This is a genomic window from Sediminibacterium goheungense (assembly GCF_004361915.1).
GTDB classification, from domain to species: domain Bacteria; phylum Bacteroidota; class Bacteroidia; order Chitinophagales; family Chitinophagaceae; genus Sediminibacterium; species Sediminibacterium goheungense.
Window position 1 is genome coordinate 42,279 of sequence record NZ_SNWP01000013.1, and the last position, 22,758, is coordinate 65,036.

The window sequence follows — 22,758 nt, forward strand, 5'->3', positions numbered from 1 at the left end:
TTATTTCTCAATCACTTCCGTTCCGCTCACCCAGTCATGCAGGGGTTTGCCGAGGAAGGGGATGAAGAAAAGATCGATGATGGTTACACGGGCCAGACTACGGAGCAGGATTCGCCAGAAAGCGGCTCTCCCACCCTGTTTATTCACCACTTTGGTATAGCTGAACCATTTGGCGGGTGAACGCTGAAATACGATTTCGAAAAAACTATAGTACACAAACATCATCCCGAAAAATATCCAGCCGAAATTAAAATAAGGATAGCCCCAGTACTTTACCTGAAACATCCAGAACTTATTAAAGGCAAATGCCAGCAGAAAGACGATCAATGTGTCTATCAAAAAATTCAATATCCGGGTGCCTTCGCCTACTTTTCGCATGGTGCAAAATTAGTGAATGGTGAATGGTGAATGGTCAATATTTAATAACCTTTTAAAAAAGATTCTACCATCCTCATTCACCATTGACCATTCACCATTCACTACTCACTATCTTTGCCGCAAATAACAAGCAATGACCTTAATTGAAGAGCTGCGCTGGAGGGGTATGATTCAGGATATTATGCCCGGCACAGAGGAATTACTGAACAAGGAAATGGTTTCAGGATACATTGGATTTGACCCTACGTCTGATAGTCTGCATATCGGCAGTCTGGTACCTATATTATTATTAGTGCATTTACAGAAAGCCGGACATAAACCCATGGCCCTTGTAGGTGGCGCCACCGGTATGATTGGCGACCCTACGGGTAAGAGTGAGGAGCGCAACCTGTTGAGCGAAGAAATACTGGCATTTAACCAGGAAGGGGTTCGGAGGCAGCTGGAGAAATTCCTGGATTTTGATCCTTCCAAACCCAATGCCGCGGAAATGCTGAACAATTACGACTGGTTCAAAGGCATCAGCTTCCTGAACTTTATACGTGATGCCGGTAAGCATATTACGGTGAATTATATGATGGCCAAAGACAGTGTGAAGAAACGACTGGAAGGTGATACGGGCATGAGCTTTACTGAATTTACTTACCAGCTTATTCAGGGCTACGATTTCTACTGGCTCTACCAAAACAAGAACTGCAAACTTCAAATGGGTGGCAGCGACCAGTGGGGTAATATTACCACCGGCACTGAACTCATTCGCAGAAAAGCAGGTGGTGAGGCTTTTGCCTTTACCTGTCCGCTCATACGCAAAGCCGATGGTGGCAAATTTGGTAAAACAGAAAAAGGCAATGTTTGGCTCGATCCTAAAAAAACATCACCCTACCAGTTTTACCAGTTCTGGCTCAATGCAAGTGATGATGATGCCAAAACCTGGATCAAAATATTTACACTGCTCCCCGTTGCCGAAATAGATGCACTGATCAAGGCCCATGATGAAGCTCCGCATCAGCGTGCTTTACAGAAAAAACTGGCAGAAGAACTTACCTGTTTTGTGCATAGCCGTGCCGATTATGATTTTGCCGTAAAAGCATCTGATATTCTTTTTGGCAATGCCACCACTGAAACCTTACAAAGCCTGAGCGAAGAGCAACTTTTACAGGTGATGGATGGTGTACCTACCGTAGAAATCAGCAAAGCACAACTGGAAGCGGGTTATGATCTGGTTAGCTTTCTTGCCGAAACACAGATTTTCCCCAGTAAAGGCGAGGCCCGTAAAATGTGGCAGTCTGGCGGTATTGGTTTGAATAAAGAAAAAATTTCAGCCGAAAAAAGCACCCTCACCACAACCGATCTGTTACAGGGCAAGTATTTACTGGTACAGAAAGGAAAAAAGAATTATTATCTGGTGGTGGTGAAGTGATGTGTGAATTGTCACTGGTGAATGGTGAATGGTCAATGGTCAATGGTGAGTAGTGAGTAGTGAGTAGTGAGTAGTGAGTAGTGAGTAGTGAGTAGTGAGTAAACGGTTTGGATAGCTTGTTATATTGTAATAACCTGGACTTTTTCTGGCAGCATACATAAAAATTCACCATTGACCATTCACCATTCCCCCTCCTCTGATACATAATATCGTTCTATGAAAATCTATTTCCTCTCGGGGTTGGGTGCTGATGAAACGGTGTTTCATGACTTAGTGCTACCGGATGTGGACAGGGTTTACCTGAACTGGATGGAGCCTTTACCTGACGAAAGCATGGAAGCCTATGCAAAGAGGATGGCTGCGAGAATAGATGACAAAGATCCCATCATCATTGGCCTTTCTTTTGGTGGTATGATGGCGATGGAAATTGCCAGGCTCATAACAGTGAAACAACTGATACTGATTTCCAGTGCCAAAACCCGTAGTGAAATACCACCCTATTTCAGACTTTGCCGGTATGTTCCTCTGCACAAAATTGTACCCCTGCGACCTGTGGCGGGCAGCGATAGGTTACTGGGTTTCTTTTTTGGGGTTAGAAACTTTTCTCAAAAGCAACAATTGAAGAACATTATTCTGAATACCACCAAGGGTTTTAACCACTGGGCCATTCATGCGTTGGTGAACTGGAAAAATGAAACAATACCTGCTCCTGTTTTTCATATACATGGCAATGCCGACAAACTTCTCCCCTTGACCTTTATAAAAGCTGACCTGGTGATTGAGGGCGGTAATCATTTTATGGTGATGCAAAAGGCAAAAGAAATTTCAACCCATATCCTCAAAGTATTAGATAAATTCACATCCTGATTGCAGGAATCATCCTTGCCATGATCAGTTTTTTTCTCCGGACTTCCTGACTTCCGGTCTTCCAGACTCATTCATCCAGACCTATTCGTAGATTTATTATTTACTCACAACTGACTAATGACTACTCACCATTGACCATTCACCATTCACCCCTTCCACTCACAACTGACTACTCACTACTCACTTTTCTCACTGCCGTTGGCTTGCAACAGTTCTCCAGAACGCCCGGGTAGCTTTGATGTCTGCGTCGATATTATCGGTCATGGTGGAGTGGCCGGCATCCATGATTTCTACGAAAGATGCACCTTTCACCAGGCTTTGGTAATACATAACGGTTGCGGGTCTCGCTGCATCGTATTGACCCGCCGTAAAGAGTACGGGTACTTTCAATTTTGACAGATCTCCGGTTCTATCATAGTTTTTCAGGTTACCGGTTGCTACAAATTCTTCCGGTCCCCACATATGCCTGTACACATTCAATGCCTGCAAACGCAGGGAACTGTCTACATAGGGCGATAATGGTTTTTTCCGGTTATAAAAACTGCCATAGTATAAATCAAGCGCATGGGCCAGTTGAGTGGAGTCGGTTTGCAAACCTTTGGCCAATGCCTGCAATGCAGCACGGGCAGTATCGGGAAGGCCTTGCATCAGCACATCAGCATCTGATACCCAGGTCTGGGTGCGCATACAGGGACTCGCCAGCACGATGGACCTGATATTATCAGGATGCTGCAGGTAGAAATCCATGGCCAGCATGGTGCCGAATGAATGACCATAGAGATCGAAGCTGGTTATTTTCAGGTGTTGCAACAGTGCCGAAACCTGGTCCACATGGTGTTGCATATCCATGAGGCTGGTATCGGTAATTTTATCGGAGCGCCCGCAGCCCAACTGGTCAAACAGAATAACGGGTCTGTCTTTGGCGATTGAATCGGCAAGCGGTGTTAAATAATAACTGGTAAAGCCGGGACCACCATGCAACATGAGCAATGGAATACCATTACCACCCCGCACTTTGTACCATATTTTACCGCCGTTCACCTGTAGAAATCCTTCCTGGTCCGGAATCTCTTTCTTTTCGGTGCTTGTACAACCCATATAACCAACTGCAACAATTGCTATCAGTAATAAAATGCGAAATGGTTTCATAATCAGGTATTGTTTTCAGTGTTTTCAGTGGCAACCAATCAGCAGTAATCAATCTGTTATTTATTGCTACTCAGTTTTTTGATCTCGTTCCACATGGCTGTTGCCACTACTTTATTGCCCTCATCATTCAGGTGAACACGGTCGTAGGTGAGTATTTTTGAATCGAGGTTATTAGGATTATTGGCTTTACTGTAATTGAGGAAGATAGAGCGCAGGTCTACCAGTGGTATTTCATTGTCACCTGCAAATTTTCTGATCCAGTTACTGTAGTGATTGAGTTCTCCATCCTGCGGGTTGCTGTTATCGTGTCTTTCGCCGATGACGGCCGGGGTACAAACGATGACTTTAGCACCCGCAGCTTTCAGTTTTTGAATGAGGGCGGTATAGAATTTTCCGAACTTATCGTAATCGGTTCCGGTACCCATCATGCTTTTGTGCCAGATATCGTTCACGCCAATATATACCACAACAATATCGGGTTGCAGTTTTAGTACGTCTTCTTCCATGCGCAGGTAGAGGTCGTACACTTTGTTGCCACCGATGCCTTTGCCAATGAGTTCGTACTGGGTGGCTTTGTCCTCATTACGGATCATATCTTCGATTACCCGGATATATCCGTTGGGTTTCACCCCCAGTTCGGTGATGGAATCACCAAAGAATATGATTTTCTTCTTTTTATCTGACCGGAAAGAAGATAAAATAAACATAGCGGCAATAAAGAGGGTAAAAAGAATGAGTTTGTTCATTTCAAAGGTTTTTTGCAGGTATAAAGCCTATACCCAGCCATTTTTTAATACCAAAGTTAAAAATAGTCCATTTCCCCGTTCCCTTACCTTCCTCATTCCATATTCCCTTCGGCTACGCACAGGGCAGGCTAGCTCAGGGCGGGCCTTATTTCTTATTCCTTATTTCTTATTTCCCTCTCTCCTCTTTTAAAAAATTTGGAACAATTCCCTTGTCCCCTTATTTTTGCACCCCATTCAGAAATGAATAGGTCGGATTGCCCGATAGTATAAGGGTAGTACAACTGATTTTGGTTCAGTATGTCTTGGTTCGAATCCAGGTCGGGCAACATTTACAAATTAAAAACCGCTATAAGCATCAACTTATAGCGGTTTTTATTTGACCCAATCTCTTTATCATTTTCACTATCGCCCAAAATCATCCTGGAGCCTGATAATATCATCTTCATCAGATGGACAGGAAGCATCGGTGTGTTGCCATATTTCTGCTATCATACCCCAATCATCCAATCCGATCAACCTATGTCGTTCCCCTTGTTGAAGTTTAATGGTTTCATTTGTACTTAAAATACGCTTTTCTGATTCTTCATCTGTACTACTCCTTATCACAGCCAACTGCCCTTGAATACACTTCCATATTTCTGCCCTCCTGTGATGGTATTGCCAGCTTAATCTTTTCTGGGGTGCTACGAGTAATATTTTGGGACTCAACCTACCTGATAAATTAAGTGTATCCAGGCGTTCTTCAGGAAAGAATATTTTAGCAAATTCAGCTGCCTGTGATTCATCAATTACATAAAATCCTCCCCATGGTCTGGTTCTGTCTTCTTTAGTAATAGTAAGATGATGTGTATCGAGTATTTTTTTTGCATCTTCAAATATGTTCATAAAAGATTTTATTTTTTTTGTGGTGAAGTAATTTATAAACCGTGCCCGTATTGCATCTACTACTTAATCAATAGCCTGCATACTTCGGTTCCTACTTGCATTATTATTTGTTTACAATCATAGAACTATTCAGGCATTGTTGATCAGTAACAATAGCTACCTTATAAAATCCACTCGGTAAGCTATTGACATTCAAATTGTACCGGCCATTGAAAAACACAATATCTTTTTGCAAACATTTTCTGCCGGCCATATCAAATACCATGATAGACGCTTTTGTGATATATCCGGGAACCTCAACCGTAGCAAGATGCACAACTGGATTGGGATATATTTTTACAGCTCTTTTTTCTACTGATACTGTTGAATTCATGACCAGTTTGGTAAACATGGTATTGGCAACTTTTAGCATGAAGGGTTCATATGATATATCATTCCCTTTAAGACTAAAAACGATATTTCTTATGTTCTGGAACCTGACTGTATTTCCATATTTATCTTTCCACTTATCCAATGATACCGTGATTTTTTGCATACCATTTGTGGGTGGGATGGTGTATCGCGGACGATTATCCCAGTCAGCTAAACTATCCGGTACAATAACCAGCTCTACAGCTTTATCGGACTGAAGTTCAAAACTAATAGCATTATATTCATGTATCGGAATCGACAGGTTACCTGCCCGTACATTTCTGAACAGGTTTACAACCCCTTTGATGCTTCCTTTAACCATTGGTTCTCGTTCCATACGTAATACTTCCCCCGTTTCGGTTGCCTGAATGGGCTGGACTGAAAAAATCACAGCGGCAGCATCCTGTGCCCGATAGTCAACTCCCCAGGACCCATCTGCCAGATAAAAATGATCTCCCATTGTAAGTCCTGGAACGGCTACTGAAATACCCGCATCGAATAAAAAGCCTGTTTCAATTGCCAATGTTTGCTCAGTTTCTCCACTCAGGGTAATATTTTTTGTAACCAGTTCAGTCGGGGCATTTTCGGATCTGGCGATATTTGCGTTGAAAAGCATAGAAGTAGCTTTTACTTTATTCGCTATGGTCAGGTATAATTTTCCATTTTTGTACTCCCCCTTTTTCATAAAAACCTTTGGTATTTGTGTTTCTGCAGGGGTATGCTGAATGGGCATTTCTGCTGCTATTGAGCTTAACACATCATAAGCTATGCTGCATATTTCTGACATTGAGCTGCCCCAGAATTGAAAATTGAGGTATTCACCCGGAGGGTATGCATCAATATTCCACAGGCTATATAACCGATAATTACCAGATTCTTTTTTAATACTGAAATGCAATGCATATTCTGTTTCACCATTAGCCCGTATCAATGTTGTATTAATAATTGAATACTTATTCAGAACAATGGTTCTGATCTCAGTTAATACAGATCCATTCAGTCGATCACAGATTACTTTGGAATGATCGTACACCCTGTCATTTGTATGCGAAGCCAAACCAACAGCAACCCTTTTATTATTCAGGTAATAGTCCAGTGAAAATATCTCTCTTGCATTAGTTATGTTTACCAGATCAGAAGGTGTAGAAATACGTGAAACCTCATTACCCGTCATCCCGGTAACCGGAAAATAGCTGCTAAGGCTTTTGCTGGTTGTACCCTGACCATTACTGGTAGTGAGCGCTACCAAAGATTGAATAAACAGGGGCTGGGAATTTCTTTCGGTTTTCACTTCTAATTCTTTGGTATCTCTTTTAAAAGAACGAAGTGCAATTTTAGATGCCAGTCTGCCATTACTTTCTAACCCACCTGTATTACCCGATGTTATTTCGGTATTGGCTATTTCAATGGGGGTATAATTGTTCTGCTGAATGGCTTTGAAAGGATTGGCTGTAATATAAAATATCGCATCATTAAAATCCTGATCACAACTACTGTTATCTCTTCTGATATCTTCAAAAGAAAGAATGAGTTGCTGCAAACTACTGTCGAACAATACTACATTGTGTTGTCGAAGTAATGGATCGGATTCTGGATTGAAGGCAGGATTAGAATACAATACCCAGTTCCCATTTGTCACAGTTCCATTTCTCCATCCATCAGCAATTAACACAAAACCAATACCCGTATTGGCTGGAAAATTCCCAAGTAATACCTTATCTCCCGGCACAAGGCTACCACCTGAACCAAGCTGAGACACATTCGGGAAAATAATAGTTATCTCTTCTGCCTTTGGTTTTTTTGCTATTGGTTCGCTGAGTGGGTAAGTATAAAAACCAAGGGTATTTTTGTAACCCGCCCCTTCACCAACAAATGTGATATAAACTGCAGCGGAATCAACCAAACGAATATCTGTTTCGTAACCTGAGCTGATGTACTGCGGGTTGTACTTGGGAACGGGATAACTTTCCGGTAAGGCGGATTTTATTTTTTCGAAAGTTTTATCAGGAATGGCATCTCGCCCGGCAAAATTTTGCGGCGTACCGTCTGAAGTGTATTTACCCAGATACTTATACTGCGACTGGCTGTCTAGAACCATTAAAATGAATCCTACTAAAAAAAGAAATTTGTACATAACAGGGGTTTAATGGAATAGAGATGTTATAAAACAATGCCAAAGCAGCATCCGACATAAGAAGAAGTCAGAAATTCAACTATTTAAAGGAAAAAATATAGTTTAAACTATTTAAAATCAATTACTTAGAAGAACAAAATCTTTAACTTACAAAAAAAATAACCACTTGCATTTCCTGGTCAACAGAGGATTTACACTTATAAAATTCCATTTTTTGGAATTATTCCCAAAAAGATACACTTGTATACCTTAAGATAGTTTGAAGCGCGGCGTATTATGATACCGATGGTTATGGTAGACTCAACCATCACTTAGCAGATGTTCTCCGGCATTACCGGATATGGCTGCATATAACTCTTTGCAAATAAAGTTTTAGAAAGCCAGCATGCGTGTTACTTATGCAAATACTCTTTCATTTGACTGATGGCTTCAATGAGCACAATTTCAACTGTTTGGATTAAAGTATTCAGTCTTGAAGAATGTCCATATTCAACTGCACTTTTTTCAATCTCTCTGATATCATCTTTCAGCAATTTAATACCAAGGCTATCGATAGATGGTTTAATGCGATGAGAAAGTTTTTTTATCTGCTCAAAATCATCCGCAGCATATGCCTCGCGAATTTCACGGATCGTAATGTTCGCTTGTTCAATAAACAACTCCAGCATTTTCCGAATAAATTGCTCGTCGCCCTGACTTATACTCTGTAATTCGGAAATATCAAAAACTGTGTTTCTGCTTTGTTTGTGTTCAGGTGATAACATCGTGGTTGTATCATTTATGGTGTCTGTATTGAGCCAGTTTGAAATGGTTCTCAGTAAATCGTCTTCCTTAAATGGCTTTGCCATATAATCATTCATCCCGGCTTGCATACAGTTTTCACTTTCACCTCTTATTGCATTAGCTGTTAACGCTATGACAGGTATTGTATAACCCATGGCTCTGAGGGCACGTGTAGCCTCATATCCATTCATTACCGGCATTTGAATATCCATAAGTAGCAAATCAGGACATTGGGTTTGTACGATCTGAATGGCTTCCTCACCATTTGTTGCCTCCAATACCCCGGCACCATAGTTTTTTAGAATAGTAGAAGCCAATAACCGATTCATTTCATTATCATCAGTAACTAAAATAGTAATTCCTTGTAAAAAATTATTGGATACTACAGACATGGCTGATTGAACAACAGGTAAGTCGTATTTTGTTCCTTTAGCAAACTCAATTTCGAAAGAAATTACAGTACCCTTTCCCTTTGCACTGTTTACCACAATTTGCCCGCCCATAAGTTCCACCAATTCTTTACAGATACTCATCCCCAAACCCGTACCACCGTATTTTCTGCTAACAAAATCATACTCCTGACTAAATTTATCAAACAGCTTTTCCGTAAATTCTTTTTCCATACCGATTCCGGTATCACTTACACTAATTCGTATCAGCTGTGAAGAAATTAAATCTTTTACAACTTTACAGCTTATTTCAACAGAACCATTCTCCGTAAATTTGATAGCATTGCTGATTAAATTCAACATGACCTGATTGAGCCGATAAGGATCTCCTATCAAAATGTCAGACAGATTTGGCTCATGAAAAGAATTAATCAGTTTCAACCCTTTTTCTTCAGCTTTATGAGCTAGTACCAATATGGCATTGGCACCAACTTTTCTGGGCTCAAAGCCGATTTTCTCTACTGTTAACTTACCTGCTTCGACTTTAGAAAGATCCAGAATATCATTTATTATAACGAGCAAATTTTCTGCCGCTGTTTTTATCGTACCTAAATAGAACCCCTGCTTTTCATTTAATGCAGTCTTAGCCAACTGATTCCCCATGCCAAGAATAGCATTCATCGGAGTCCGTATTTCATGACTCATATTTGCAAGGAAAATTTCTTTGGTCCTGGCCAGCATTTCCGCATGCTCCCTTGATTTTATTAAGTCCTGCTCCAGTTGCTTTTGTTGGGTAATATCCAGACAGATCAGGATGAACCCGGTAAAATCACCAGCTGAATTATATTTAGCCGCAGAACTGATCAACCACCAACCAGTTCCGGTTTTTAGTTCTGTCTTCACCTCATAAGCTTCATTAATCTGATGGTTTCCTTCCCGCAATCGTTGCTCTACAATATCCAAACTTTCAGGCGCAATAAAATCTAAAAAATTATACCCTTTCGCTTCATTCGCCAAAAGGCCGGTCATTTTTAATAAAGTCTGATTAGCAAAATCAATTTTACCGTTTTTATCTACTTCAATCAATCCAAGATGCATATTGGCAATGATACCTCTATATTTTTCCTCATTATAACGGAGTGCATCCTCTATATTTTTTCGTTCGGTAATATCAATGCCATATCCGATAACAATATCCAAATTACCCTCCGAGTCAGTCACAGGATACCACCTTCTCAGGATATACTCCTCTTCACCATTTGCATTTGCATTTTTTTCTTCCCATTCACAGGGCTGTTTTGTATCAACAACCTTCTGAAAAATTGCATGCCGCTGCATGGCAATATCCAAAGGTTTATTTCTGTAAATGCAGTAATCTTCATCTCTTTTACCAATCATCCATTTTCTAAGCTCTTCATTTTTAATGGCTCGGGGATTAATAAAAAGATATTCGTGATTTTTATTGAAAACAGCAATATCGGCAGGCATGTTATTTAGAATATCCTCATAGAATTTTCTTTGCTGCTCAAGCTGTTGCTCAATATTTTTTCTATCAGTGATATCTAAAATAAAACCAGTAAATACATGATCGCCCGTTTCCGTCTCATATGAAAAAGAAGAATGTACTGAGTGCCATCTCTCTGGCTGACCAGGAATGACCAGTCGCGCTTCCGCATAAAAAGGCGAAAGATTTTTTCTGCTGAATTCATTTTTTTGAATCACCATTTCCCTGTCATCAGGATGAATATAATGCAGGTAATTTTTAAACTCATCCGGTTTCAAGCCAAATATTTTTTCTATGGTAGGACTGATATAGATAAGGCCACTTGAACCATCATGATTGAAAACGAATTCATATATAACACCGGGAATGTTTTCAGAAAGCGATTGAAACTGTTTCACTCTGTTAGAAAGTTCGGCTTCAATCTGCTTACTATTTGTAATATCAGTATGTGTACCTATGATTCGCAAAGGCTTCCCCAATGCATCCCGTTGAACCACAACGCCCCGGTCTAATACCCAACGAACAGATCCATCCCTGTGTATCAGTCTGTATTCTAGGTTATGAGAATCTGCGATTCCTGCTTTATAATCTTTATCACTTTTTATAAGAATCGACAAATCATCTTTATGAACCCTGCTCCACCATAACTCACTGTTATCAGACATTTCATTGGTACTATACCCTAAAAATTCATTTTCAGATTTTGTAAAAAAAGTTTTTCCTTTTTGAAAATCATGTTCCCATACATTGTCTCCAATACTCTCCAGTGCTTTTCTGAAAAGCTGCTCCGATTCTTTTTCTTTTGTTATATTTTCTTCCAATGCAAAATAGCCACTAACCTCGCCCTTTTGATTTCGAATAGCCTGCCCTTGTATACGAAGCCAGTACTTTTCACCAGATTTTGTATAATTAATAATCTCAGCTGTAAATGGTTCGCCATTTCTTATTTGTGCAGCCAGGTACTGAACTGTACCAGGATCTGTTTCAGGTCCTTGAAGAAGATGCCCAGGTTTGCATCCCATAACTTCTTCAAGACTAAACCCTGTCATACTGGTAAAACTCTTATTAACCCAGGTAATTCTCCCTTCCGCATCGGCAATAACAACTGCCTGAATATTATCTTCTGCTATTTTGGATAGCACTTTTAGTTTCTCTTCATTTTCTTTTTCAACAGTTACATCCTGTATAATTCCGAAAAATTCAGTTATCGCCCCATTTTCATCACGAAGTGGCTGACTGAATGATCTTCCCCAAAAAAAACTTCTATCTTTTTTGTAATAAATAATTTCTTCGGTAAATCCGATACCTTTAAAAAAGTATTGCAGAATTTCTGATAAAGTATCTTTATCAGTTAATGGCCCATTACATAACTCGACCGGAGATTTTCCTATAATCTCATCTGAAGTATAGCCCGTAAGATTACAAAAACCCTCATTGACCCATGTTATATAACCATTCTTATCTGTAAATAAAACTCCATTTTTATTGGCACTGGCAACCAAGGAGAGTCTTGATAGCTGATTCTGCGTTTTCTTTTTATCGGTAATATCTCTCCCATAAATATTAATATATCCTTCGTCTATTATCGATACACAGATAAAAGAATATATTTTATTACCAGATTCAGCTTCTATGTTCCATCTTTTATTATTCTTGTCAACATTATCAGCAATGAGCTTAAAAAAATCATCATTCCGGAGTACCTGTCCTTTATAATTAAAAAAGTCAAGTAAAGAAGCTGCCGGATTATTCAATAAAACATCACCATTATAATTTATTCGAATCATCGGATCCGGATTCTGCATCGGTAACAAAGCGATATCATGTACTTCTTTGTTTACCTTTTTTAGTTCATTTTTTTGCTGATTAAAAGAATGAACCAGTTTTTTGAGGTCGTCATTAGTTATTTCCCGTGTCTTTAATACATGCAGCAAATCAATCAGTGGGTCATGATGGGCAAAATCAGTAATGGTCAGATTACTATCTGTCACCTGTTCTACAGAGTCGAACCAGGGTGACCCAATAAATAAAACCTCGTCTATACTTTCCAGGTATTCAAACTGCCCTCTCATCTTTATGTTACTCTTCCCGACCATTTCAATAATGGTAAGTTGTTGTTGAACATCCAGCAAATCCTGAAAAGTTTGTATAGGCGTATGGGGTCTTGAAATAAAGAATTTATCTGTAAAGCTTCCGCCTTTTGGGATATCACAAAGCTTCGCAGCTGATTTACCCATCGCAATAATCTGAAGATTCTTATTTATACGGATATAAAATGGGAAAAGTCTGTTAAACTGTGCCTCATCAAAAAGAAAAAATGCATTCATGCTACCAACTTACTTTAAAGATTTCGTGTGTACTTCCCTCATCACGTGTTTCTAATAGTTCGATGGAAACATTTGTGTCATAAAATTTTCCAAGACCGCTAAGTAACCCTCTTACAAATTCCTGCAAACCCTCCCGTTTTGAATAATAATGCACATGAATAGAATTCTTTTCAATATGACTAACCTTAAACTCCGGGGGGGTTAATTTAGGATACATCAACATGATACGGTTGTGAAAAACTGGCAGGTTTATCAAAAAAGATTGCAAACTATTGCCACCAGCAGCCATAAGTCCACCATATTTTTCTTTACCGGTCTTTAAAATCCAGTACTCGCCAAATGCCTGTAGTACCATACCCACTGAAATACCTAATACGTCTGATGCAGCTGCAGCCAGTTTATACGTAATATCATCATCATATGGCTCATTACTCAGAAAAAAATCAATATCGATACCACTTCTGATTTTCACCATCTCCCACTCCTGCTCACCAAATTTTTCGGTTACCAGATCCTGTATCGCTTTGTTTACAATTCCGTACATACCGGTTTTTTTAGGTTAGATTACAATTCATAAAAGGAAGTGATGGTCATGGTTTGATTATGAAGCTGACATTTGCCTCCTTCATTAAAGGGGGTAATCTCTCCATAGGAATAAAAACCGGCCTGTATGGTATGCTCACCAAATATTTTATTGACTGCTTTCACTTCTTCTTCTGTTTTATCGCCTAATACCAATTTACGACCAATACAGCTGATTAACAACGAAAAATCAGGGACGATACTTTTTGCAGCAATAAAACCAGCCGCTTCAGCTGCCGCATGTGTAAGACGATCAAAATTGGCCTTCATAAACCGAACTCTTGACCCTACCGGAATATCACCCGCAAAAGTCATGCTCTGGTCTTCTTCATTGATCGACAAAATCGTTCTTACAACGGGCTTATCTGCTCCTGGAATGATTACCGACAAAGGAAACAATAAAGCCGAACCAGGTAAGTTTACAGATTCAACACCCAGGTATTTCTTATACAATTCCAATGCATTCTGGTCCTCAAGTTCTACCAATACATTTCCGGAAGAACTGGTGACCCTTTTTTCCAATCCGAAGATATCCCAACCTCCCTGCGAACCATGTGCAACATGAATATAGTTGCCATATAATCCTATTGCCAATACACAGCCCTCTTTAGGCTGTTCATTCAATCCTACCAGCGTAGATTGAAAATCGGCTCCATCGCCGGCCAGACCTCCTGTGATCAGCACATCTTTCTCAAATTGAGTAGCCAACCCTTTTACCAACTCACTACCATTAACCTTACTACCATCAGAAAGTATTAATACATGTTTTAGTTGCTCTTTGGGCAATTGTTTGGCCAGAGCCATTCCTGCTGCATAGCTGTTACTATAGTCCATAATGTTTACAGCAAAGGATTGAATAGCTGTTTTTTCAAAATATAAGGCTACTACGATCAACTCACCATTCAAAACCTCATCCTGAAATATTTCACCAGCTGTACTGCACATAGCAATATGTGCTGCAGGAAATTTATTTTTCAGCATATCATAAATACCCGCTTCCTGCAAAGTTGTTTTTGCAGAAAAGCATAGTACCAGATTTACTGAACCATCAGCCGGATGCTGACTTATGGGATGCTCGGCCCAGGCAGTATGCTGGTAACGATAAATAGATGTTTTCATAACAAGGGGAAATAGATTATCCTCTAACAGCAAAAGTTTTACCAATAAAATATAGCAGCTATAAAATTGATAATCAAATATTTACGAAACAAAACAGCGCACCCCTATTCCGTTTTCTGGAAATATTTTCTGTTCCTTGGAAAACATTAGACTGCTATTTCACCATCCTGGAGCATTTTATAGATGGTACTTTTCCCGATATCCAAAGCTTTGGCAGTCGCCACTACGTCATTGTCAAATTTACTCAGGTAATATTTTATGATATCACAAGTATGTTGCCGAAGGGTCTTATTTTCCCCTCCATAAAAATCTTCTCTTATAGTAGAGGTAAAAGTAATATCATCTGCTTTAATTTCATTGTTATCACACATCACTACACTCAAATCTACTACTGCTTTTAATTCCCTGACATTTCCCGGAAAACTATATTGCTGGAGTTTCTCTTTGGCTTCTTTCGTGAAATTGATGGCACCTAGTTTATTTTCTTTTGCGAATTCATCTGCAAAATGTTTGGCAAGGATTAATACATCATTCCCCCTTTCACGCAAAGGAGGTAATTCAATGGGCAGACCCATTATTCTGAAATAGAGATCTTCCCTGAAGTTGCCTTTTTTAACTTCCTCAGCCAGATTTTTATGGGTAGCTACGATAAGACGTATATCCAGTTTCACTTTTTCATTGCCGCCTATTCTTATCACTTCACGCTCCTGTAATACACGTAGTAATTTACTTTGCAGGCTCAGGTCCATTTCAGCAATCTCATCTAGAAAAATACTACCTCCGTTTGCCTCTTCAAATTTTCCCGGCTTTCTGGTTAAAGCGCCGGTAAATGCGCCTTTCTCATGTCCGAATAACTCGCTTTCAACAAGGTCTTTTGGAATGGCCGCCATATTTACGGCAATGAAATTTTTCTTTTTCCGATCGCTATTATAGTGAATGGCTTTGGCCACTACTTCTTTACCAGTTCCAGTTTCGCCTGTAATAGAAACATTGATGTTCGTTCTTACGGCTTTCTCCATCATCGTAAACACTTTTTTTAGCTTATCACTCTGTCCGATAATAGATTTTTCAAATGAAAATTTCTGACCAAGCTCTTCCCGCAAATGTTCAACTTCTTTTTTCAAAGACTGGTTTTCCCTGATTTTCACTACACTATTCCATAAGAGATCCTTGGTGGCTTCATCTTTTATCAGGTAATCACTTACACCCATCTTGAGTAACTTAACTGCCACGGCCACTTCATCCTGCCCACTGATAATCACCACTGGTACTGTTGGATTTACCTCCCTGATTCTCCGGAATAATTCATCACCCTGCATATCAGGCAATGAAAAATCAATGGTAATCAAATCAGGTTTATCTGAAAGTTTAGCCAAACAGTCTTTGGCAGACTCATACCGTGTGACTTTATAATCAGGATTCAAACTGAGATGGTAGGCCAGAATTTCGCCATACCATTTATCGTCTTCAACAATAAAAATAGAAAATGCCATATGCTAAATGAATGCGTGTATATATTGACTGTTAATATAATCAAATAATTACAGTATTTGGATTTATTCCAAATAATAGACTTTCGCATTTTTTATAACTTATATAAAACGTTGTTTTTCAATAACTAATGTTCTGGCACTGGCTTTGGCAAAAGGATATTCAGAAAAAAAAGATTATGAAAAGAGCCACCATTCATCTCAAACCCCTTACCCCCCAGTATGCCATTGTAGTACCCTGCTATAATGAAGAAAAACGTTTCCCTTACAGCAGTTTTTTACAATTTGCCAAAAGCCATCCTGAAGTGGTTTTGTGCTTTGTTAACGACGGCAGCAAAGATAAAACCCTTGCTGTGTTACATGCCATTCAAATGGAATGCCCTACCAATATTGCCGTTTATTCACTGGAACAAAACAGTGGAAAATCAGAAGCAGTAAGACAAGGTATGATTCATGCACATAACCAGTACCATGTGAACATGCTTGGATTTTTAGATGCAGATCTTGCAACAAAACCGGAAGAATGGCTTCAGATGGCTAAGTATAAGGAAGCCTATCCACAGTATGGAGCCATTGTAGGAAGCAGGATTCAACGCCTTGGCGCTGAAATTAACCGCAATGATAGCCGTTCCCTTTTCAGTTCGGTCATTAAAAAATGTATCCGGGTAATATTAAAAGCACCTTTTCAGGATACACAATGTGGCGCAAAAATTTTCCAGAGAGACCTTGTTCCTTTTTTATTCAGGAAACCTTTTCTTACTCCATGGCTTTTCGATGTAGAGATTTTCCTGCGCCTGCAGAAAAAATTTGGTAAAGCTACTTTGCAAAAAGGTGTACTTGAATTCCCTTTACTGCACTGGTCAGAAATCGGGGGTTCTAAACTTACCCTAAAACACACACTCAAGATTCCCATACAATTGATCAAACTGCATTATCAATATAATATTGCAGAAAAATTTATTACCAAATCAGGGTATCCTATTTTTTCGAGAAAACATACGGATACATTTTTCAGAAACTTCCTGTTTCGCTTTGTCAACATATTCTTTTAATCATTTTTTACATCCTTCTTATATGAATGCAAACAACTATGCAGTTATTATGGCTGGCGGCATCGGAAGCCGCTTCTGGCCTATGAGCAGAACAGCTTACCCAAAGCAGTTTTTAGATATACTCAATACAGGACACACATTATTACAATCGACCTTTAACAGGTTTGCAAAAATAATTCCTGTTGAAAACATCTTTATTGTTACCGCTAATGACTATACGGATATTGTAAATCAACAACTACCTCAGCTACCCGTAAGCAATATCATCGGCGAACCTGAGAGAAAAAATACAGCCCCCTGTATAGCACTGATCGCATTAAAAATTAAAAAGCTAAATCCACAAGCTAATTTAATTGTCTCACCCAGCGATCATTTAATTGAAAACGAAACAGTGTTTATCCATCATTGCTTGACAGCTTTAGCAGAATCTGCAGCTGGCGACAAACTGATCACTTTTGGTATTCAGCCTTCCCATGCGAATACGGGATATGGATATATCCAGTACGAAGCCAATCAACCGAATACCTCAGCATATAAAGTAAAACGGTTTACGGAGAAACCTGATAAAAAAACAGCTATACAATTTCTGCAGAATGGCTCCTACCTGTGGAACTCGGGTATTTTCTTCTGGAAAGCAGATACTATTATTAACGCTTTCAGAATGTATATGCCCAATATGTTTGATGTATTTGTGTGTGGACAATTGGATCTGAATACTGAAAAAGAAGCTGCTGCCATTGAACATATCTACCAGCACTGTCCATCTATTTCAATTGATTATGGTATTCTTGAAAAAGCAGAAAATGTTTACGTTATGCCGGTAGCGTTTGGCTGGAATGATCTGGGAACCTGGAACAGTGCCTGGGAAAATGCTGAGAAAGACCACTCACTCAACGCTATAAAAGGCCATAATACTATGGCTATTGATTCCAGGGGATGTATAGTTCATTCAACTGATAAAAAATTGGTTTTGGTAGGCGGGGTAAGTGATCTGATCATAGTAAATACGCCTGATGCCTTACTGATATGTAATAAAGATAATGAGCAACAGATCAAAGAATATCTCACCATCGTTAAAGAAACAAAAGGCGAATTGTATCTTTAAGTATAGACCCAACCCAAATGCTACATGCTGATACTTTCAGGTTATGGAATGAATACAAAGGTAAAAAGCTTTTGCTGGTTGCCCTTTCGCTCGCCTTGCTCACACACGGTGTAATTATCTATTTTACGCTACCAAAGACCTATGACGCTTTTGTGCATATTTTCTTTGCCGATCACTATGCAAGATTCTGGTTTGAGCCCTGGGAATACAGATGGTATACTGGTTTTTTAACAACCAGTTACCCCCCACTGGTTCATCAGGCCATTGCATTGATCAGTAAAATCTTTCCGCTTAAAATAGCTTTTTGTATTTATGCCATCATCATTATAGAACTGCTTATCATTGGGGTTTACAGGTTCAGTAAACTTTTCTTTGATAAGCAGATCGCAGGTATTGCCGCAATTCTAACAGTTGTCCTTTCATCTGTAATTGAAACTTTGCATGTGTATGGTCAGATGCCGACATTAACCGGTCTTGCTTTTCTATTGAATGCGCTTCCTTTTCTTTACCAGTATATCGTGAAGCGAAAGCTGGTTTATCTGCTCATGTCGCTGTCTTTTCTGGCGGTAACGGTAAGTTCACATCATGTTACCGCCATATTCGGAATGGCTTTTTTTATTGCCCCAACTGTTTTTATGGCATTGGCTGATGATCTTGCAGTTCAGGGAAAGCCTTACAAGTTGTTTGGCTGGTTACTGGCGATTATTAAAACAGCATTCCAAAAGAAAAAAGAGCTCATACTGTTCGGTATCCTGATGTTGATACTTGCCATCGGCTTAATTTTCCCGTACTGGTACTGGAGTAAAACTGATCCCATTACACAGGTATCTATACCACATGGCTCCAGAGATAATTTTCTTACACATCAGGCATCGGGTCTGGTTTTTTTTGTTATTCCACTAATGCTGATAGTGGCTTTATTACCTGCCATCAGTTATTATATTACCGTCAGCAGAAGATTTTTGGGTTGGGCCGTTTCTTTTTTTCTCTGTCTATTATTAGGCAGTGGCGGCACCACTCCTATTCCGAAAATGTTATTGGGTGAAAATGCATTCAACATACTTACATTAGACCGTTTTGGTTTCTGGGCCTCCATCATTGCGATTCCTTTTATCGCAAAATTTCTTTTTGCATTTTTATACGGATCGGTAAAACAATACTGGGTATCAAGATTCAGTACAAAAACACATTTTTTACTCTCTGCCAGTTCGGGTTTTTCTTATTTGCTATTCATCTTATTTATTTTCCATCTCGGTAGTTTCAGACCCTTACAACCTAAGGAAATTGAAATAGACCCAATGCTCAATTTCCTTAATCGCGATGAACATATGCGCTGGAGATACCTTACCCTTGGCTTTGGCGACCAGATGGCATGGCTCAGTGCCAACTCCCTGGCGGCTACTGTTGATGGCAATTATCACAGTGCCAGAAGATTACCTGAATTAACCAGCAGGCCAGTAGAACGCATAGAAAATGCAAAGTTCAGTGGTGTTGAAGGAATCGCCTCTCTGAACGACTTCTTAAGCAATGCAGAAAAATATAGCCTCAAATATGTCTTCAGCAACGACCGTTATTATGATCCCCTTTTGTATTACAGCGGCTGGAACAGAACCATCCGACTCGAAAATGGAATCATGGTATGGGAAAAAGGTAATATTTCTACCATACAACCTATTCAACCCAAAGTGCTTCATCCCTTGCTGAAAAAAGCCTGGGGAATTTTTCCACTAAGCAGTCTGGTCCTTGCTTTCCTGCTTACCCTTTGGTATTTAAAGAGAATAAAGGAAAAGGATTACACAGCTACTGTTCCAGAAAGTTCAGATCAACTTCCGGTTACCATCACCTATCTCTCATCTTTATTACCCCTGGTTTTCTCCACATCCTTTTTAATCAATCAGGTATATGAACTGCTGCTGGTAAAAGAACAGGATACACCTAAAAATGCTATCGTTAACTATTACAACCATCTCGACTTCCAAAGATTTGAGAAAGCATTTCATTTTTTTGAACCCAGTCCTACCTATCCGCTGGATCAATACCTTCTTGAAAAATCTGTAACAGACGGAGGTCTTTTACCTTCCTATGCAAAACTCGACAGTATCCATACCAGAGAATTATTCCGAAGTAAGGATGCTGCCAGGATACAGGTCTATACACGGTGGCGCACTTCACTTGGATTTCGTGAAAAAAAAGACACCATGCAACTGATCAGGCAGGAAAGAAAATGGTACCTACTTCCACCCTACTATACCCCTGAAATACCTGAAGAACAGGTGCGCAGCTATACGTATACCCTCTTTAAGCGACAGGGAAAAAGAGTGATCAGCAGCTTTCCCACTGTTAAGGACGACAGGGTAAAAAAACCTTTTGCCGTATTCCGACAGGTAAACCTTATCAGAAACGGAAATGCCAATTTTATAACGGGCGAACTACTGAATGCAGATGATGTACCGGTTAACCTGGCTTTAAGGGTTCAGGTGCTGTTTAAAGATAACAGCAGCAGAACCTATTATCCGGGTACCCATTTTCAATACAACCTTGCTCCGAAAGCCAGTACTTTTTTCCAGGTAGATATTGACAACTCCCGCTTACTCGATTCACTGCAAATCCGTTCGGTATCTGTGTATTGTGATACGGATATAAGTGAAAGGGGGTATATACACGGCGGCACGCCCGGTTATTCCGTTACGGCCTTGAAAAATAATCGTGTACAGATACATACCAGTTTGTACAATGAATTACCCACCGAAATCAATATACCGGGTGTATTGGTTGCTGAGAAAGACAGGCAGGGCACTATCTGGCAAACCAAACTGCTATTACATGAAAAGTCGGCCAGAAGCGGGTTGCATCTGAGCTTTACACATGAACTGGAAAAAATTCAGCAGAAGGCACTAAGAATACAGCAGATACCTATCACCATATTTATCAATGGACAACTAAGAAAGATACTGCCTTTACAAACAGATAACAGCGCCAATAACTCCCAGGGTATCGCACTGATTTCCCATTGTTTTATTAGCCAGGAAATTTACCTGCAATGACAAAGAAAACCATCTATTACAGTATCCTCTTCTTTTTCTTTTTTGCCTGCACCAAAAAGAAAATAACAGCACCTGTATGGTTAGATCATACCGGCATGATTACGATGCCGACCGATACTTTATTTTTCTCTTCTCCTGTAAAAGATAAGTGGAAGGCCAGTTTATTAAGTTTTGTGCAACCGGTTCAGTTAGAAGTAATACCGGGTTCTGAAGGTTTTATCGTATATCTGAAAGAAAGAACAGGTATTACTGAAGGCCCTGCACATTTAGTATTACAAAATGAAAAAACAGTTTTCTTTTTTCCCATACAGTTGCGTAATAGTTCACCGGGTTTGATTACAGAGAAAGACTATCGCTCCCCTAAAACTGTAAACCCCGATTCGGCCCTGCATCAGCATCGTATGTTATACACAACCGACCAGTGGAGAAACCTTAGGCCATTGCATAAGTCTACACAATTCTTTACAGAAAATATACTGGAGCTTACTAGCCAAACCGGCACTTATACTGCACAAAAAAATAATCCGGTAACTGCATTTTATGTACAGGCAGGCTCAGTACAAAAAATACAGTTGCATGCAAGTTATCAGGCATCAGACAATAGTTATACAGTAGTAACTGAGCTGCTGAAAGATGTTCATGATAACACCGTTGCCAATGGTACCAATGTGGTATTTTCTTACTGGAACAAAACGATGGTTTATAAAATGGAATCCTTAACCATCGATGGAAAAGCATCTGTAAAAATACCGGCTTTAGCAGATGGTTATTTCATTACTGCCACGATTGGGCAATATTCATCACACACCATTACTGTGCGTAAACCATCATGAGAATACTTTTTACATTCATCGTACTGATTATTGTAACACTCTTTGTATTAAAGGGAAGCAGGAACGACCGTAATGGCGAGTTACCCGTTTTTATGCGCACCGATCTGATCGCAGAAAATCATCAAACAAAAATAGAGGTACAGTTTCATTCCCTCTATCAACCCGATTCCTTTCAACTGGCCATGCTGAAAAAAGATTATAGTAATATATGGGCCCATCTCAACCATCTTTATGAAACCAATGATGTAGAAGCAGGAAAAGAATATTATACGGAAGACTGGTTCAAACAAATAACAGGGCATTACAGCGGCAAAACAACATCACCTGTACGCAGAGCAGATCTGCAACATGAACTTCATATTCAAAACTGGTCGGAAGATGGACTGGTTTGCTCGCTCATAGACAGTAACCTGGTTCTTAGCTATCACTTTCCGAATGAAAAGCAGGTAAGAACGGAAAAAATACAGCTTGCGGTGGCACTTTTATTCCAGGGTGATCATTGGCGGGTAGATGCCATACGGGTTCTGAAGCCCTGAATTCCAG

The 22,758-nt window shown here is 39.7% G+C and carries 16 protein-coding genes and 1 tRNA gene; 8 read left to right on the forward strand and 9 right to left on the reverse strand.

Annotation, left to right across the window (positions count from 1 at the left end; genetic code table 11):
- Nucleotides 1-378, reverse strand: a complete 378-nt coding sequence (locus BC659_RS14000; RefSeq protein WP_133475440.1) for an RDD family protein — start codon at nucleotides 376-378, stop codon at nucleotides 1-3.
- A 133-nt stretch (nucleotides 379-511) separates the two neighbouring features.
- On the opposite strand from BC659_RS14000, the gene tyrS reads away from it, so the two are divergent.
- Entirely contained in the window at nucleotides 512-1,795 is a 1,284-nt protein-coding gene (gene tyrS, locus BC659_RS14005; RefSeq protein ID WP_133475441.1) for a tyrosine--tRNA ligase, read from the forward strand.
- Nucleotides 1,796-2,011: 216 nt separating this feature from the next.
- Nucleotides 2,012-2,662, forward strand: coding sequence for an alpha/beta fold hydrolase (locus BC659_RS14010; RefSeq protein ID WP_133475442.1), 651 nt, complete (start codon nucleotides 2,012-2,014; stop codon nucleotides 2,660-2,662).
- Between the two features lie 189 nt (nucleotides 2,663-2,851).
- On the opposite strand, the gene BC659_RS14015 is transcribed toward BC659_RS14010, so the two are convergent.
- Both BC659_RS14015 and BC659_RS14020 read right to left on the reverse strand, forming a co-directional pair.
- Nucleotides 2,852-3,811, reverse strand: a complete 960-nt coding sequence (locus BC659_RS14015) for a proline iminopeptidase-family hydrolase (protein WP_133475443.1) — start codon at nucleotides 3,809-3,811, stop codon at nucleotides 2,852-2,854.
- A gap of 56 nt (nucleotides 3,812-3,867) precedes the next feature.
- Nucleotides 3,868-4,557, reverse strand: coding sequence for an SGNH/GDSL hydrolase family protein (locus tag BC659_RS14020; RefSeq protein ID WP_133475444.1), 690 nt, complete (start codon nucleotides 4,555-4,557; stop codon nucleotides 3,868-3,870).
- A gap of 255 nt (nucleotides 4,558-4,812) precedes the next feature.
- Here BC659_RS14020 and BC659_RS14025 point away from each other — a divergent pair.
- Nucleotides 4,813-4,883, forward strand: a tRNA-Gln gene (locus BC659_RS14025).
- 76 nt (nucleotides 4,884-4,959) lie between these two features.
- On the opposite strand, the gene BC659_RS14030 is transcribed toward BC659_RS14025, so the two are convergent.
- From BC659_RS14030 to BC659_RS14055, 6 genes are all read right to left on the reverse strand, one after another.
- Entirely contained in the window at nucleotides 4,960-5,442 is a 483-nt protein-coding gene (locus tag BC659_RS14030) for a cupin domain-containing protein (protein ID WP_133475445.1), read from the reverse strand.
- Between the two features lie 103 nt (nucleotides 5,443-5,545).
- A complete protein-coding gene (locus BC659_RS14035) occupies nucleotides 5,546-7,987 on the reverse strand; it encodes a DUF4114 domain-containing protein (RefSeq protein ID WP_133475446.1) in 2,442 nt (813 codons plus the stop codon).
- A 392-nt stretch (nucleotides 7,988-8,379) separates the two neighbouring features.
- Complete coding sequence (locus BC659_RS14040; protein ID WP_133475447.1) at nucleotides 8,380-12,990, reverse strand: PAS domain S-box protein; 4,611 nt, start codon at nucleotides 12,988-12,990, stop codon at nucleotides 8,380-8,382.
- A 1-nt stretch (nucleotide 12,991) separates the two neighbouring features.
- Entirely contained in the window at nucleotides 12,992-13,534 is a 543-nt protein-coding gene (locus tag BC659_RS14045) for a heme NO-binding domain-containing protein (protein WP_133475448.1), read from the reverse strand.
- 20 nt (nucleotides 13,535-13,554) lie between these two features.
- Nucleotides 13,555-14,691, reverse strand: coding sequence for an FIST signal transduction protein (locus BC659_RS14050; protein WP_133475449.1), 1,137 nt, complete (start codon nucleotides 14,689-14,691; stop codon nucleotides 13,555-13,557).
- A gap of 146 nt (nucleotides 14,692-14,837) precedes the next feature.
- A complete protein-coding gene (locus BC659_RS14055; protein ID WP_133475450.1) occupies nucleotides 14,838-16,184 on the reverse strand; it encodes a sigma-54-dependent transcriptional regulator in 1,347 nt (448 codons plus the stop codon).
- A gap of 176 nt (nucleotides 16,185-16,360) precedes the next feature.
- On the opposite strand from BC659_RS14055, the gene BC659_RS14060 reads away from it, so the two are divergent.
- From BC659_RS14060 to BC659_RS14080, 5 genes are read left to right on the forward strand one after another with little or no spacing between them, the layout of a single operon-like run.
- A complete protein-coding gene (locus BC659_RS14060; protein WP_162847443.1) occupies nucleotides 16,361-17,233 on the forward strand; it encodes a glycosyltransferase in 873 nt (290 codons plus the stop codon).
- A gap of 22 nt (nucleotides 17,234-17,255) precedes the next feature.
- On the forward strand, nucleotides 17,256-18,338 hold the full coding sequence (locus tag BC659_RS14065; protein ID WP_133475452.1) for a mannose-1-phosphate guanylyltransferase: 1,083 nt from the start codon (nucleotides 17,256-17,258) through the stop codon (nucleotides 18,336-18,338).
- A 17-nt stretch (nucleotides 18,339-18,355) separates the two neighbouring features.
- Entirely contained in the window at nucleotides 18,356-21,382 is a 3,027-nt protein-coding gene (locus BC659_RS14070; protein ID WP_133475453.1) for a hypothetical protein, read from the forward strand.
- Nucleotides 21,379-22,215, forward strand: coding sequence for a hypothetical protein (locus tag BC659_RS14075; protein ID WP_133475454.1), 837 nt, complete (start codon nucleotides 21,379-21,381; stop codon nucleotides 22,213-22,215). Before BC659_RS14070 ends, BC659_RS14075 begins: the two co-directional genes overlap by 4 nt.
- Nucleotides 22,212-22,751, forward strand: coding sequence for a hypothetical protein (locus tag BC659_RS14080; protein ID WP_133475455.1), 540 nt, complete (start codon nucleotides 22,212-22,214; stop codon nucleotides 22,749-22,751). The genes BC659_RS14075 and BC659_RS14080 overlap by 4 nt, the downstream gene beginning before the upstream one ends.
- Nucleotides 22,752-22,758 lie beyond the last annotated feature (7 nt).